This is a genomic window from Actinomycetospora corticicola (assembly GCF_013409505.1).
Classification (GTDB): Bacteria; Actinomycetota; Actinomycetes; order Mycobacteriales; family Pseudonocardiaceae; genus Actinomycetospora; species Actinomycetospora corticicola.
The window spans coordinates 5,395,187-5,408,338 of record NZ_JACCBN010000001.1 but is presented as its reverse complement, the minus strand read 5'-3'; the positions used below and the strand labels follow the sequence as shown (position 1 = coordinate 5,408,338).

Below are 13,152 nucleotides of genomic sequence, written 5' to 3'. Positions count from 1 at the left end.
CCCCCGTGTTGTCTGCCGCCGCTGCCAGAGCTAGTACCTTGATGGAAGAATCTTCACGCCGTCGTGAGACCTACTCTGCACTCCGTACGTCGAATATCTCGCTGCATCCGTTACGCGCACCGCAAAGACAGGATTCAAGAGTTCGACTACTTCTGCGAGGGAGAACCATGCAACTTCGACACTCTCATCGGTCGGCGTAGCAATGCCCGCGATAGGACGGCACCTGAAAACTATCGCCACGATCCCGCGGGCGAGGTTCTTGTAAATACCAGTTATTCGCTCCGGTTGGACCTGAACCATCGTTTCCTCAAGGACTTCACGTACCACTCCAACTTCGAGACTTTCCCCGAGTTCTAAAACGCCGCCAGGTGCCTGCCACTCGCCATTGTCGCGGCGCCTAATCAGGAGGACTCGCCCGCTGTCGTCGAAGGTGACTCCAGCGACTGAAACGGAGTGAAGCGGCGTATCGCTCACGGAACGGTCACGACAGCCATGGTCTTGTCATCATGGACTTTGAAACGAGGAAGAAGGCGCGCATCAGGATCGCGCTCATCCTCCCAACCGTGAAGCTGTTCAAGGAACTCCGTTAGCCCAGCCGTAGTGCAGTTCAGGCCGATTGCGGGCGAGATATCGAGGTGGCGTAGCGGCTTGTCGACGCCATCGGTGAGCATCACGAGCCAAGGCACGGCGGCCGGCACGGTGCGCGTGATGGCGTGGTGCGCGGCTTCGGGTTGGGCCTCGGCGATCCAGTAGCCGCCCGGTTCGTTGAGCCACGGGAGCTGCTCAGCACGGACGGCGCGGACAAGATCGCGGTGGACGTCGTCGTAGCCGGACCCCTCGCGCAGCCGCTGGTTCGCCTTCGTGCGGCTTGGAAGGTCGAGCTGCGCCAACCGATCGTCGGTGAGGAGCTGGCTGTTGGGCCCGATGTAGACGGGGCTGTCGCCCAGAACCAGGAGGTCGACCTCGTCGCGGCGGCGGCGGGCGATGCTGACTGTGGAGGACGGCGACTCCCCCGGCATCAAACGGAGCGCGCCGATGGTGGAGCGGATCGCGTCGGCGAGGGCGTGAGGAAGCGGCATGTCCGGCTCGGCGTCCAGGACCTCGATGATGGAGCCCGCCAGGTGGTCGACGTAGTCGGCGACGGTCACTCGGGTGTCGCTGCCCGTGGCGCCGTCGAGGACGACGACGGCGTTCGTGCCGACACGGACGCGGTCCTCGCTGGTGGCGCCGTTGCCGGGCAGCTCCGCGGCGACGATCTCGAGCAGCGGGCTCATCGCTCGGTCTCTCCGCTCTTGGTGTCGTTCTCGGCGTTCCACTCGAAATGCATGACCCACTGGTGGGTAGGAAGCACGTCTTCCCGGTACTCGATGGCGGTGCCGTCGGGGAGGTACGAGATGTGGACGATCTCGTAGACCTGCTGGGTCTCGGCGAGGGCGAAGAAGCGCTCCTCGGCCGCGGTTGGTGTGCGAACTCGCAGGTCTTCGCTGAAGCGGACCGGGCCCTTCCCGATCTCGGCGAGGCGTGAGTAGGTGCCGCCCGGCCCGGTGTCGGTCTCGGTGACCCCGGCCTGCTCGGCGAGGATCCAAGGGAAGTACGACGTGGCGAGAAGGACCGGCTCGTCGGAGGCATACATCTCGCGCTTGCGGATGAGCACCGTGTCGGTGGCTTCCAAGCCGAGGACTTGCCGTGCGGTCTCGGGAGCGGGGACCTGTCCGAGCTGGGCGAGCTTCGTGGCCGGCTTCAGCCCGAGGCGCTTGAGCTCGAAGTCGAAGGCTCCTCGGCTGCCCTCCTCCTCTCGCGAGGACCGGGCGTAGCGCAGGTTCGAGTTCCGTCGGATCGGCGGGATGGCCCGCACCGCGGTGCCCCGGCCCCGCAGGACGCGGACCATGCCCTCACCGCGGAGGAGCTGCACCGCGCGGTTGATCGTCACCCGGGAAACGCCGTACTCGGCGGCAAGCTCGGACTCCGACGGCAAGAGCGAGCCTGGGGCGTACTCCTCCCGCTCGATCGCAGCCCGGAGCAGGTCGGCGACCTGCCGGTATTGCGACTTCGCCGCCTCGAGCGCCACCGGCTACCTCCTCAAGCTTGCTCCGGTTCTTGCACGTGTTGGTAAGGCTACTGACAGGACGTCCTACGTCCTACTTGCCCGAGCGGGTGTGTGGCATGCTTTGCTCGACACACCGGACGTCCTACGTCCTACGTGTACCAGGAGGAGCAGTGATGGACCCCCAGCCCGCGCGCCGTCCGTCCGACGAGTCCGTCGCGCGTCACCCACCCGTCCGGTCCGCTGATCCCGTCTCGACATCGCTCGCCGAAGCGTCTGAGGCGCTGCGGCTGGCGAACCTCGCCGCTCGGGCCGGAGTGGTCGACGTCGTCGAGCTCTACGAGGCGCTCGGGTCCGTGACCACGCTCGTCGACCGGCTCCCGCCGATCGTGCTGTTCACCCAGCGCTGCGCCCTCGCCAACGGCACGGCCGGGCTGCGCGACGACAGCCGGCGCGACCCGGGCGAGCGGCTTGTCGAGTTCGTCGGGGTGCTGACGCTCGCGCACACCGCGCTCATCGGCGCCGCCCGCGCTCTCGGCCGAGGCCATGCCGCCCTCTCCCACGTGCACCGCTACCCCGCCCACCCCTGAACGAGGAGCACCCGTGATCCAGAACTTCGCCATCGACCAGGCCGCGACCTTCGAGTCGCTGCTGTTCCTGTCCTGCGAGCCCAAGACCGCGTTCGGGGACTCGTTCCGGCAGGAGACCACCAAGGACGGCCTGCCCAAGTGGGAGGCCCAGCTCGTCGCCCGCTTCCGCCAATTCGGCCGGGCCACCAACGAGATCATCAAGGTCGGCCTCGTCTCCGAGCGTGCCCCCGGCGCCGACCTCGCCCCGGCCACTCCGGTCGAGCTGGTCGGCTTCGAGATCGGCGTGATGGACAAGAAGGACCGCAACGGCAACGTCACCGGGGCGCAGGTCTGGTACCGCTGCCAGGAGGTGCGCTCCACCGCTTCCACCGCGCCCCGCTCCCGCGCCGGCCAGGGCTCGCAGGCCGAGGCGGCGTCATGACCTGGCAGTGCGACGCGGCATGCCGCGACGCCGACCCCGAGCTGTTCTTCCCGCCCACCGACGACGACACCTCCCTCACGGTCGCTCGACACAAGATGGCGGTGGCGCCGATCTGCGGGCGCTGCCCGGTCGCGACGGACTGCCTGCGCTGGGCGCTCGACTCCGGGCAGGACCACGGCTTGTGGGCCGCGACGACCCCAACCGACCGACGCGCGATCCGCCGCGCCCGTACGGCCGGCGTCCCGGACCCGGTCGCCGACGACGAGCCGATGTGCCCGGCATGTGCGCTGCTGTTCCCGATGCCGGCGGTCGACGGGCAGCTCTGCTCGCGCTGCCTCGAGCGGCGGGCCGCGTGATGGCTGGCATCGACTGGCGCCCAACCCTCGTCACCCGCCTCCGCGACCGCTTCCTCGAGCAGCGCGCGGCGGAGGCGCACCGGCACCTCGAGGACGACCTACGGATGCTGTGGCGCGAGGCGTGCACTGGTGTCGGGCTGTGCCACTACGTGCACGTCGCGGCGGGCACCACGATCCGCACCCCGCGCTTCGGCGGCCTCCGTCACGGTGACGGCCTCGTGTTCTCCACGGAGCTGCTGCCCGGCCAGGAGCCCGACGACCTCCGCGCCCAGGCCACTCGCCTCGCCCACACCCTCGGCGCCCACGGCCTCCGGGTCGAGCCGCTGGCCGGCCGCTGGGTGCGGATCGTGCTCCTCCAGTCCGACCCGCTCACCGCTCGCGTGCCGCTGCCAGAGCTGCCCCTGGCCCATGGCGCGGGCCGGATGGTCCTCGGTCGTGGGGAGGACGGCACCGCGATCACGCACCGGCTCACCGGCCCGGCGCACCTCGCGGTGCAGGGCCAGAACGGGTCGGGCAAGTCGGTGTTCACTTACGGCCTGCTCGCCCAGCTCTGTGCCGCGCCCGACGTCCTGATCACCGGCTCGGACATCACGGGCCTCGTCCTAGGCCGCGCCTTCGATGGCACCGCCCACCGGGACCTCCAGGCCACCGGCACCCGCGATCTCCTCGAGCACGCCGCGATGCTCGACCGGCTCGTGGCGGAGATGGACCACCGGCTCGACGCGATGCCCGCCCGGCAGGACGCCGTCACCGCGTCCGAATGGACGCCGCTGGTCCTGGTCGTGCTCGAGGAGTTCCCGGGGTTGCTGCGGGCGGCTCAGGCGCGCGACAAGAAGCTCGCCGAGCGCATCACGAGCGCGGTGCTGCGGCTGGTGTCCGAGGGCCGCAAGGCCGCGTTCCGGGTGCTGATGCTGGCGCAGCGGTTCGAGGCCAACGCCGTCGGCGGCGGCTACGCCCGCGACCAGTTCGCCCTCCGGCTGTCGTTCCGAGTCCCGGCGGACTCGCTGGCGATGCTGCACGGCGACGACGCCCGCCCGCTCGGTCCCGCGCACGCCAACGCCGCTCCCGGCATCGCCTACCTGTCCGGGCCCGGCCACGACTGCACGAGGCTCCGCGCGCCCTACCTCGGCGGGTATGGCGAGTACTGCGACCGCCTCGCCCGTCACGCCCGTCGTGCGAGCGGCGAGACGTGGGCCGACTGGATTGAGGTCGCGTGAGCCGGCTCGCGGCCGCCGTCGCCGCCACGGCCGACCAGCTCCGCGCGGCCAACCACGCCACCGTTCGTGTTCCGATCACCGCGACGGAGGCCTACGACGTCGTCGGGAGCCTCGACGACCTCGCCCGCCGTCTCCCCCAGGTCCTCGACTTCCTCGTCCGCTCGCTGCGCCGCGCGGACCCGGCCGAGTACCTAGACGACCGCCGCTGGGACCCCGACCAGGCGCTCGGCCTGGCCCACGGCCACCTCGACGACGCCCGGCACCACGCCGCCCAGCTGGCCGCGCACCTGACCGCCACCCACAACCAGCTCGGCCACCTCGGCCGACTCACCCCGGAGGACTGAGAGATGGACGCCCTGCTGTTCACCGCCGAGGAGGCCGCCGAGATGCTGAAGATCAGCCGGTGCAAGGTCTACGACCTGCTCCGCAACCGGGACCTCCGCTCCATCAAGATCGGCGGCTCCCGGCGCATCCCGCGCACCGCGCTCGAGGAGTACGTCGCCGCGCTGCTCGAGGCGGAGGCCGTCGTCTGATGGCGGGCCCGAAGGAGCAGGACCGCGGCGGCCGGAGGCGGAAGGTCAACGGCGAGGGGACGATCTTCCAGCGCTCCAGCGACGGGCTCTGGATCGGCGCGGCTTATGTCCACACTGCGTCGGGGCGCATCGAGCGCAAGCGGGTGTCCTCGCGGTCGTTCGAGGAGACCCGCGCCAAGCTCGTCCGGCTGCAGTCGAACAACGAGCAGGGCATCCCGGTCCCGGACCGGTCGGTGACCGTGGCGGACTACATGGCCCACTGGTTGGCCGGCGTCGCCCAGGAGCGCCGCCCGACGACGCACCAGGGCTACGAGACGGTCGTGCGGCTGCACATCGTCCCGATCCTCGGGAAGAAGCGCCTCGACCGTCTCACCGGCGCCGACGTCCGGCACTTCATGGCCACCGTCCGCGCCAAGTGCCTGTGCTGCGCGAACGGGAAGAACGCCTGGCGGAATCCGGGCGGCGAGCCCTGCTGCCGCGACGGCCACCCGTGCTGCAAGAGGCACCCGACGGTGCGCCACGTCCAGTTCATCCACGCCGTGCTGCGGAACGCCCTGCAGAGCGCGTGGCGCGAGGAGCTGGTCCCGCGCAACGTCGCGCAGCTGGTCAAGGTGCCGACGCCGAAGTACAAGGTGGGGCGCGGGCTGCCGGTGTCGGAGGCCAAGGCGCTGCTCAAGGCGGCGGAGGGGACGCGCTGGTACCCGCTCTACGTCACCGCCGCGACCCTCGGGCTGCGCCACGGCGAGCTGCTCGGGCTGCGTTGGCAGGACCTCGACTTCGAGGGCGCGACCCTGACGGTGGAGCAGACCGTCGCCCGCGCCGGTGGTCGGCTCTACATCGGGCCGGCCAAGACCGACGAGTCGGCGGCGACGATTCCGCTGCCCAAGGTGACCCGGCGGGTGCTGCTCGAGCACCGCCGTCGTCAGGACGAGGAGCGAGCTTTCGCCCGGGAGGTGTGGCAGGACCACGACCTCGTGTTCCCGTCAACGATCGGGACGCCGATGGAGCCGCGGAACCTGTCGCGGGAGTTCACGAAGCTCCGCGAGCGTGCCGGGATGCCGGGCGTGCGGCTGCACGACCTGCGCCACACCGTCGTGAGCCTGCTGCTCGACCTCGGGACGCCGCCGCACGTGGTGCAGGCGATCGCCCGGCACGCCGACATCGACGTCACGATGACGATCTACGCGCACACCAACCTCGATGCCATGCGCCAGGCCCTCGACGCCATCGAGTGGGAGGATCTGTGAGCACCGTTGGTGCAGTCGTTGGTGCAGTGACAGCTCCCGCTCAGGGTCGGCGGGAAGCATCCGTGCAGGTGGGACGTGGAGCCGGCGCGGGGAATCGAACCCCGGACCTTTCGCTTACAAGGCGAGTGCTCTGCCGATTGAGCTACGCCGGCACTGAGGCACCATCGTAGGCGAGGGCCGGCTCACACCGCCGGTCGCCCGGTCGGACGACAACGTCGTCCGCCCCGCCCACGTCCCACGAGGTGCCTGAAGATGAAGTTTCCCGGGCTCGGTCCGCGGGATCACCCTGCGGCCGAACCGGACGCCGAAGAGATGGAGAGTCAGCCCGTGGGGGTGGCCGAGCGTGCACGTGGATCCATCAGGAGACACGTGCCGATCCCGACTGCTGAGGACCTGCGACGGCGGGCGGCGCTCGACGCGCCGACCGTCCGCGACAACCTGCTGCCGGCCGTCACCGGCCCGCAGGTCGCCGACGACGCCCTGGTGCTGCGCGTGCTCGACCTGGCGCTGCGCATCGGGGAGGTCCAGCTGGCGACCGGCGCCGGCGCGGCCGCCGCGCACGACACGATGCTGTCGATCGCCCGCGCGTACGGGCTCCCGACCTGCGACGTCGACATCGCCTTCTCCACGATCACGATGTGCTGCCACCGCGGCGTCGAGGCCGGGCCGGTCACGACGATGCGCAACGTCCGCTACCGCACCCAGGACTACACGCGCCTCGCCACGGTCGACGCGCTGATCAAGGACATCGTCGACACCGACTCCCCGGTGTCCTCCTCCGAGGCGCTGACCCGGCTCTCGGCGGCCGTCGCGGCCAACCACCCCTACCCCCGCTGGATCGCCGGGCTCTCCCGGTCGGTGTTCGCGAGTGCCGTCGCCGTGCTCATCGGCGGCGGGTTCGGGGTCGCGCTGGCGGCCTTCGTCCTCACCGGGATCGTCTGGGGCGTGGCGCGGTGGCTCGGGCGCCACGGCGTCCCGATGTTCTTCCAGCAGGTCTTCGGCGGGGCACTGGTCACGACGACGGCCCTCGTCCTCGCCTCCTCCGGCATCCTGCTCGACTCCCCCAGCCTCGTCGTCGCGACCGGCCTGATCGTGCTGCTCTCCGGCTTGTCCCTGGTCGGGCTCGTGCAGGACGCCATCACCGGCTTCCCGTTGACCGCGGCGGGGCGGGCGGTGGAGGTCGTGCTGGCGTCGGCCGGGCTGCTGGTCGGCGTCGTCGTGTCCATCAAGGTGATCGGGTCGATCGGCGGCGACGCCGTGTTCTCCCTCGCCCAGGACTTCTCCAACCTGACCCCGCAGCCCGACGCGAAGTCGCTCGTCGCGGCCGCCGCCGCCGGCGTGCTCTTCGCCCTGTCGGCCTACGCACCGCTGGCCTCGCTGCCCGTGGCCGGAGTGGCCGGGGCCGTGGCGTGGGGGTTCTACGCGTACGGGTTCGGCACCCTCGGCATGGGCCAGGTCGTCGCCAGCGCCGCCGCGGCGGCCGTCCTCGGCCTCATCGCGATGCTCATGCCGGCGCGGGCCCAGATGCCGCCGCTCGTCCTGGTCATCGCCGGCATCACGCCACTGCTGCCCGGCCTGCTGCTCTACCGCGGCTTCTCGCAGCTCGCGCTCGTCGGCCAGAGCTCCAACGTCCAGCTCAGCAACGGCAGCCTCGCGACCGGCTCGGTGACGATCCTGCTCGCCCTCACCGTCAGCATGGGCATCGCCGCGGGCGTCTCGTTCGGCGAGCAGATCGGCTGGCCGGTCTCCCGGCTCTGGCGTCGACCGGCGGCCGCTGCGCCGACCCGGCAGCGCCCGCGGATCTTCTGACGCCTTCCCGACGGCGGGTGCGCCGCACCCGTCGTCGGGAAGACCGTGCCGTCAGCGGTGGCACACGGCTGACGTTCGACGTCAGCAGCCCGCCACGCTCGCGACGGAGTGGCTTTCCTGCCACTGGACGACAGCAACGACGCTTCGCTGCCACACGAGCAGCTAGGACTTCGGCGGGCCCGACGTCTGGCGCACCATCAGCTCGGTGGGCAGCAGCAGGGTGCGGGAGCGCTGCCGGTCGCCGCGGTCGAGGAGCAGCTCCCCGGCGGCGCGGCCCTTGTCGAGCGAGGGCTGGCGGACGGTGGTGAGGCCCGCGCGCTCGGCGGCGGGGACGCCGTCGAAGCCGGTGATCGTGAGGTCGCCGGGGACGTCGCGTCCGGCCGCACGGGCGCCGCGCAGGGCACCGAGGGCGAGGATGTCGGAGGTGCAGACGACGGCGGTGACGTCGGGGTGGCGCTCGGCGAGCTGGTCGAACGCGTGCGCGCCCGCGGCCTCGGTGTGGTCGAAGCGCTCGACGACGGGGACGGTCGACCAGTCGACGCCGGCCGCGGTGAACCCGTCGCGCAGGCCCGCGAGGCGACGGCGCTGCACCTCGTAGCGGGCGGAGTCCTGGCGGGAGACCGAGGCGAACCCGTCGTTGCGGTCGAGCGAGAGGCGCATGCAGAGCACGCCGACCCGACGGTGCCCGAGGCCCGCCAGGTGCTGGGCGAGCTCGACCATGGCCGCCTGGTCGTCGATGCCGACGCGGTCGACGTCAGGCACGTCGGTCGGCTGGTCGCACACCACCACCGGGACGGGGCGTTCCAGCACGGCGGCGAAGTGCTCGTCGTCGTCGGGCATGGAGTAGACGACGAAGCCGTCCACGCCGGCCCGGGCCACCGCGCCGACGTCCTCGGCCTCGGGGCTCACCGGGACGAGCAGCAGGCCCGAGCCGTTGTCCTCGCACGCGAGCGCGAGGCCCTCGAGGAACTGGATGGCCACCGGGTCGCGGAACGCGTAGGACAGGGCCTCGGTGAGCAGCAGCCCCACGGCGCCGGCCTTGCGGGTGCGCAGCGAGCGCGCCACGGGGTCGGGACCGGGGTAGCCGAGCCGCCGCGCGGTGTCGAGCACCCGGCGCCGCAACGCCGGGGAGAGCTGGTCCGGGCGGTTGTACGCGTTGGAGACCGTCGTCCGGGACACCCCGAGCTCAGCGGCCAGCGACGCCAGGGTCGCCGTGCGCCGCGTCGACCTCCGGCCCTCGAGTGCCTCTGCCACCTGCGCAACGTAGCGACTGTTTCGATCTAGGGCCACCGCTCGCGTCCGGATGGCCGTCCTGTTCGTGTCACGGACACCACGCGGACCGCGCTCGTCACCGAAAACGGCAACGGTTATCGTTTGCCTCTCGCCCCGTTCGGGCGACCGTGAACCCGTGCGCCCCGAGGAGCCGCCCCCATGACCGTCGTCCGCCGCGCCGTCCTGACCGCGGGAGGTGCCCTCACCGCCCTCGCGCTGCTCGCCGGCTGCGGCGGGTCCGGGGACTCCCCCACCGCCGCGCCCTCCTCCTCGGCCGCCGCGCCGGGCGGCACGCTCACGGTGGTCGCCACCACCAACGTCTGGGGCGCGGTCGCGAAGGCCGTCGCCGGTCCGGACGCCGACGTCACGGCGATCATCTCGGACCCGGCGGGCGACCCGCACTCCTACGAGAGCACCCCGGCCGACGCCGCCGCGATCACGAACGCCGACGTCGTCGTCGCCAACGGCGGGGGCTACGACGAGTTCGCCGAGAAGATCGCGGACACCGACGCGGCCGCCAGGGCCAAGACGATCACCGCGTTCGACCTGCGCCCCGACAAGGCCGACGACAACGAGCACGTCTGGTTCGACCCGACCACCGTGAAGGCGGTCGCCGACCAGATCGCGCAGCGGCTCAGCCAGGCCGAGCCGGGCGAGGCGGCCGGGCTCGCCCAGCGCAAGCAGGCCTTCGACGCCCGCGTCGACCAGATCGCGCAGCAGACCGCGGCGATCGGCACCTCGCGCCCCGGCACGAAGGTCATCTCCACCGAGCCGATCGCCCACTACCTGCTCAGGACGGCGGGCGTCGCCGACGTGACCCCGCAGGACTTCGTCGAGGCCATCGAGAACGAGACCGACCCGTCCGCGGCGTCCCTCGTCGAGGTACGGAACGCCCTGAGCGCGAAGCAGGTCACCGCGCTGGTGTTCAATCCGCAGACGGAGACCCCGGTCGTCGCGGGCCTGCGCGACACCGCCAACGCCGCCCAGGTCCCGGTCGTCGAGGTCACCGAGACGCTGCCCGCCGGCGTCACCGACTACCTGCAGTGGGTGGACTCCACGCGCGCTGCGCTGGCCCGCGCCGTGGGTGCGCCCGCTTAAGGAGCAGATGGACATGGAACCGGCCGTCGAGCTGTCCGGCGCCGAGCTGCGCCGCGGGCCCCGGACGCTGTGGTCCGGCCTGGACCTGCAGGTCTCCCCCGGGGAGTTCATCGCCGTGCTCGGGCCCAACGGCTCGGGCAAGACGACGCTCCTGCAGGTCCTGCTCGGGCTGCTCGACCTCTCGGCGGGCACGGTGGCGATCCACGGGTCGCCGCCGCGCCGCGGGAACCCGACGGTCGGCTACATCCCCCAGCAGCGGGCGCTCGACCCACTGACGCCGCTGCGCGGGCGCGACCTCGTCGGCCTGGGCCTCGACGGCCACCGGTGGGGCCCCGGCCTCCGCGGCCGGAGCCGTCGTCGGGAACGGGTGGCGGAGGCGCTCGCGCAGGTCGATGCGCTCGAGTACTCCGACGCGCCCGTCGGCTCGCTCTCCGGCGGCGAGCAGCAGCGGCTGCGGGTGGCGCAGTCCCTCGTCGGCGACCCGTCGCTGCTGCTGGCCGACGAGCCGCTGCTATCGCTCGACCTGGCGCGCCAGCGGATGGTGGTCGACCTCGTCGACCGGCGGCGCCGCGAGCACGACACGGCCGTCGTGTTCGTGACCCACGAGCTCAACCCGGTGCTGCCCGTCGTCGACCGGATCCTCTACCTCGTCGAGGGCGAGTTCCGGATCGGGACACCGGCCGAGGTGATGACCTCGGAGAACCTCTCGGAGCTCTACCGCACCGAGGTGGAGGTCGTCCGCGTGCGCGACCGCATCCTCGTCGTCGGCGCCGAGGAGTCCCCGCTGCACTGCGAGGAGCCGGTCGAGGCGGGCGTCCGATGACGACGACGCTGGAGCTGCTGCAGCTCGACTTCGTCCGCGACGCGCTGATCGCGGGCGGGGTGCTCGCGCTGCTCGCCGGGCTGCTCGGGCCGCTGATCGTCGGGCGCGGCATGGCGTTCGCGGTGCACGGCACGTCGGAGCTGTCCTTCGCCGGTGGTGCGGGCGCCCTGTTGCTCTTCGGGGCCGGTGCGGTCGGCTGGGGCGCGCTGGTGGGGGCGGTCCTGGTCGCGCTGGTGTTCGGTGCCCTGGGGCTCGCCGCGCACGAGCGGGACTCCGTGATCGGCGTGCTGCTCTCGTTCGGCCTGGGCCTCGGTGTGCTCTTCCAGTCGCTCTACACCGGGCGCTCGGCGAACAAGTTCGGGCTGCTGGTCGGGCAGATCGTCGGCATCGACACCGGCGACCTGATCTCGCTGGCGGTGACCGGGCTCGTCGTCGTCGGGGTGCTCGCGCTGACCTACCGGCCGCTGCTGTTCGCCTCGCTCGACCCGACGATGGCCGCGGCCCGCGGGGTGCCCGTCCGGGCGCTGTCCGTCGCCTTCGCGGTGCTGCTCGGCGCGACGACGGCGCTCGGCGTCCAGATCGTCGGGGCGCTGCTGGTGCTCTCGCTGCTCATCACGCCCGCCGCCGCAGCAGCGCGCCTGACGGCGTCCCCGCTGCTCGCGACGGTGCTGGCGGTGCTGTTCGCCGAGGTCGCGGTGTTGGGCGGGATCGTCCTGTCCCTCGCGCCCGGGCTACCGATCAGCCCGTTCGTCGCCGGGATCGCGTTCGTGACCTACCTGATCTGCCGCGTGGTCGGCTCCGTGCGCACGAGGCGCCGCGCGAGCCGCACGGTGGTGCCCTCCGGGCCGGACGCGACGTCGACCTCGTCGCAGAGCGCCCTGGCCAACCAGAGTCCGCGTCCGCGGTCCTGATCCACCGACGGCGGCAGGACGCCGGGGAACGGGTCGGTGATCCGCCCGGCGTCGTGCACCTGACAGACGACCTCGTCGCCCGCCGTCCACGTCCACGCCGTGCCGATGCCCCCGCCGTGCTCGACGGCGTTGGTGGCCACCTCGCTGCACGAGTAGACGAGGTCCTCCCGGGCGTCCGCGTCCAGGCCCGAGGAGCCGACGACCTCGGCGAGCTCGCGGCGCAGCGTCCCCAGGTCCCCCACCCCGAACCGCCAGCGCCGCGCGTGTCCGGGCGCGGTGGCGATCATGACGGCGGGCAGGCCCCGCACGACGTCGCGCGGGGTCCGGTACGCGGCGTTGTCGTGCGGCTCCACGAGCGAGCCGACCTGCGGGTGGCACTGCTCGTAGGCGGGGGTGGCGCTGCGGTAGGCGCACCACAGCGTGGCGGGCAGCCCCGCCAGCGCGGCGTCGAGCGCGGCCTCGAGCCGGAGCCAGTACGCGTCCGGGCGGCCCAGCGGGCGCTCGTGCTGGGTGATGAGCAGGCTCTCGACGCCGGTCCGCGCGGCCTGCGCGACGAAGGTCGCCCGGCGGGCCGCGAGCTGGAAGGCGTCGGAGCGCCCGGGGCGGGTGATGTCGAGGAACTCCACGGCCGGGAAGCCGGTGCCGAGGGCCTCCCGCAGCGTGACCGCCGTGGGCTCCTCGAGCGCCACGGTGACCGCGCGCCCGCCGTCCAGCGCCTCCGCCACGGCCGGGGCGAGCGCGGTGCCGAGGCCCGCGGAGTCGGTGTAGGCGATCCCGCGGTGCACGAGCGCGGGCACCGACATGTCCCGCATGGTACTGATCACCCTTCCG

The 13,152-nt window shown here is 72.2% G+C and carries 15 protein-coding genes, 1 tRNA gene and 1 pseudogene; 11 read left to right on the top strand and 6 right to left on the bottom strand.

What is annotated here, in order from left to right:
- Positions 1–30: 30 nt before the first annotated feature.
- The 3 genes from BJ983_RS26340 to BJ983_RS26330 are packed head-to-tail and all read right to left on the bottom strand — an operon-like array spanning position 31 to position 2,068.
- A complete protein-coding gene (locus tag BJ983_RS26340) occupies positions 31–474 on the bottom strand; it encodes an NUDIX domain-containing protein (RefSeq protein ID WP_179796528.1) in 444 nt (147 codons plus the stop codon).
- A complete protein-coding gene (locus BJ983_RS26335; protein WP_179796527.1) occupies positions 471–1,274 on the bottom strand; it encodes a hypothetical protein in 804 nt (267 codons plus the stop codon). The genes BJ983_RS26340 and BJ983_RS26335 overlap by 4 nt, the downstream gene beginning before the upstream one ends.
- Positions 1,271–2,068, bottom strand: a complete 798-nt coding sequence (locus BJ983_RS26330) for a GntR family transcriptional regulator (protein WP_179796526.1) — start codon at positions 2,066–2,068, stop codon at positions 1,271–1,273. Before BJ983_RS26330 ends, BJ983_RS26335 begins: the two co-directional genes overlap by 4 nt.
- 152 nt (positions 2,069–2,220) lie before the next feature.
- Between BJ983_RS26330 and BJ983_RS26325 the strand changes: the two genes are divergently transcribed.
- The 7 genes from BJ983_RS26325 to BJ983_RS26295 are packed head-to-tail and all read left to right on the top strand — an operon-like array spanning position 2,221 to position 6,408.
- Positions 2,221–2,634, top strand: a complete 414-nt coding sequence (locus BJ983_RS26325) for a hypothetical protein (RefSeq protein ID WP_179796525.1) — start codon at positions 2,221–2,223, stop codon at positions 2,632–2,634.
- Positions 2,635–2,647: 13 nt separating this feature from the next.
- The gene (locus BJ983_RS26320; RefSeq protein WP_179796524.1) at positions 2,648–3,055 is read left to right on the top strand and encodes a hypothetical protein; all 408 of its coding nucleotides are present in this window, start codon (positions 2,648–2,650) and stop codon (positions 3,053–3,055) included.
- Positions 3,052–3,411: a WhiB family transcriptional regulator gene (locus tag BJ983_RS26315; RefSeq protein WP_179796523.1), complete on the top strand. Its 360-nt coding sequence runs from the start codon at positions 3,052–3,054 to the stop codon at positions 3,409–3,411. Before BJ983_RS26320 ends, BJ983_RS26315 begins: the two co-directional genes overlap by 4 nt.
- Positions 3,411–4,628, top strand: coding sequence for a hypothetical protein (locus BJ983_RS26310; protein ID WP_179796522.1), 1,218 nt, complete (start codon positions 3,411–3,413; stop codon positions 4,626–4,628). Before BJ983_RS26315 ends, BJ983_RS26310 begins: the two co-directional genes overlap by 1 nt.
- Positions 4,625–4,972 (top strand): hypothetical protein, encoded by a 348-nt coding sequence (locus tag BJ983_RS26305; RefSeq protein ID WP_179796521.1) that lies wholly within the window; start codon positions 4,625–4,627, stop codon positions 4,970–4,972. Before BJ983_RS26310 ends, BJ983_RS26305 begins: the two co-directional genes overlap by 4 nt.
- Positions 4,973–4,975: 3 nt before the next feature.
- Positions 4,976–5,161 (top strand): helix-turn-helix domain-containing protein, encoded by a 186-nt coding sequence (locus BJ983_RS26300; protein WP_179796520.1) that lies wholly within the window; start codon positions 4,976–4,978, stop codon positions 5,159–5,161.
- Positions 5,161–6,408 carry a tyrosine-type recombinase/integrase gene (locus BJ983_RS26295; RefSeq protein ID WP_179796519.1) on the top strand — a complete coding sequence of 416 codons (1,248 nt, stop codon included), beginning with the start codon at positions 5,161–5,163 and terminating at the stop codon, positions 6,406–6,408. Before BJ983_RS26300 ends, BJ983_RS26295 begins: the two co-directional genes overlap by 1 nt.
- A gap of 76 nt (positions 6,409–6,484) precedes the next feature.
- Here BJ983_RS26295 and BJ983_RS26290 read toward each other — a convergent pair.
- Positions 6,485–6,560, bottom strand: a tRNA-Thr gene (locus BJ983_RS26290).
- 217 nt (positions 6,561–6,777) lie between these two features.
- On the opposite strand from BJ983_RS26290, the gene BJ983_RS26285 reads away from it, so the two are divergent.
- Positions 6,778–8,217, top strand: coding sequence for a threonine/serine exporter family protein (locus tag BJ983_RS26285; RefSeq protein WP_179796518.1), 1,440 nt, complete (start codon positions 6,778–6,780; stop codon positions 8,215–8,217).
- Positions 8,218–8,379: 162 nt separating this feature from the next.
- On the opposite strand, the gene BJ983_RS26280 is transcribed toward BJ983_RS26285, so the two are convergent.
- Complete coding sequence (locus BJ983_RS26280) at positions 8,380–9,471, bottom strand: substrate-binding domain-containing protein (RefSeq protein ID WP_179796517.1); 1,092 nt, start codon at positions 9,469–9,471, stop codon at positions 8,380–8,382.
- Between the two features lie 177 nt (positions 9,472–9,648).
- On the opposite strand from BJ983_RS26280, the gene BJ983_RS26275 reads away from it, so the two are divergent.
- From BJ983_RS26275 to BJ983_RS26265, 3 genes are read left to right on the top strand one after another with little or no spacing between them, the layout of a single operon-like run.
- Positions 9,649–10,587 carry a metal ABC transporter solute-binding protein, Zn/Mn family gene (locus BJ983_RS26275; protein WP_179796516.1) on the top strand — a complete coding sequence of 313 codons (939 nt, stop codon included), beginning with the start codon at positions 9,649–9,651 and terminating at the stop codon, positions 10,585–10,587.
- 13 nt (positions 10,588–10,600) lie between these two features.
- Positions 10,601–11,410 (top strand): metal ABC transporter ATP-binding protein, encoded by an 810-nt coding sequence (locus BJ983_RS26270; protein WP_179796515.1) that lies wholly within the window; start codon positions 10,601–10,603, stop codon positions 11,408–11,410.
- Positions 11,407–12,321 carry a metal ABC transporter permease gene (locus tag BJ983_RS26265; protein WP_179796514.1) on the top strand — a complete coding sequence of 305 codons (915 nt, stop codon included), beginning with the start codon at positions 11,407–11,409 and terminating at the stop codon, positions 12,319–12,321. The genes BJ983_RS26270 and BJ983_RS26265 overlap by 4 nt, the downstream gene beginning before the upstream one ends.
- On the opposite strand, the pseudogene BJ983_RS32745 reads toward BJ983_RS26265, so the two are convergent.
- Positions 12,291–13,124: pseudogene (locus BJ983_RS32745) on the bottom strand (ATP-binding protein); the annotation flags it as partial. The gene BJ983_RS26265 and the pseudogene BJ983_RS32745 overlap by 31 nt on opposite strands.
- Positions 13,125–13,152: the final 28 nt, after the last annotated feature.

Coding starts and splice junctions, on each gene's coding strand:
- BJ983_RS26335 (WP_179796527.1), bottom strand. CDS start 1,274: ATGAGCCCGCTGCTCGAGATCGTCGCCGCGGAGCTGCCCGGCAACGGC.
- BJ983_RS26325 (WP_179796525.1), top strand. CDS start 2,221: ATGGACCCCCAGCCCGCGCGCCGTCCGTCCGACGAGTCCGTCGCGCGT.
- BJ983_RS26315 (WP_179796523.1), top strand. CDS start 3,052: ATGACCTGGCAGTGCGACGCGGCATGCCGCGACGCCGACCCCGAGCTG.
- BJ983_RS26310 (WP_179796522.1), top strand. CDS start 3,411: ATGGCTGGCATCGACTGGCGCCCAACCCTCGTCACCCGCCTCCGCGAC.
- BJ983_RS26300 (WP_179796520.1), top strand. CDS start 4,976: ATGGACGCCCTGCTGTTCACCGCCGAGGAGGCCGCCGAGATGCTGAAG.
- BJ983_RS26295 (WP_179796519.1), top strand. CDS start 5,161: ATGGCGGGCCCGAAGGAGCAGGACCGCGGCGGCCGGAGGCGGAAGGTC.
- BJ983_RS26275 (WP_179796516.1), top strand. CDS start 9,649: ATGACCGTCGTCCGCCGCGCCGTCCTGACCGCGGGAGGTGCCCTCACC.
- BJ983_RS26270 (WP_179796515.1), top strand. CDS start 10,601: ATGGAACCGGCCGTCGAGCTGTCCGGCGCCGAGCTGCGCCGCGGGCCC.
- BJ983_RS26265 (WP_179796514.1), top strand. CDS start 11,407: ATGACGACGACGCTGGAGCTGCTGCAGCTCGACTTCGTCCGCGACGCG.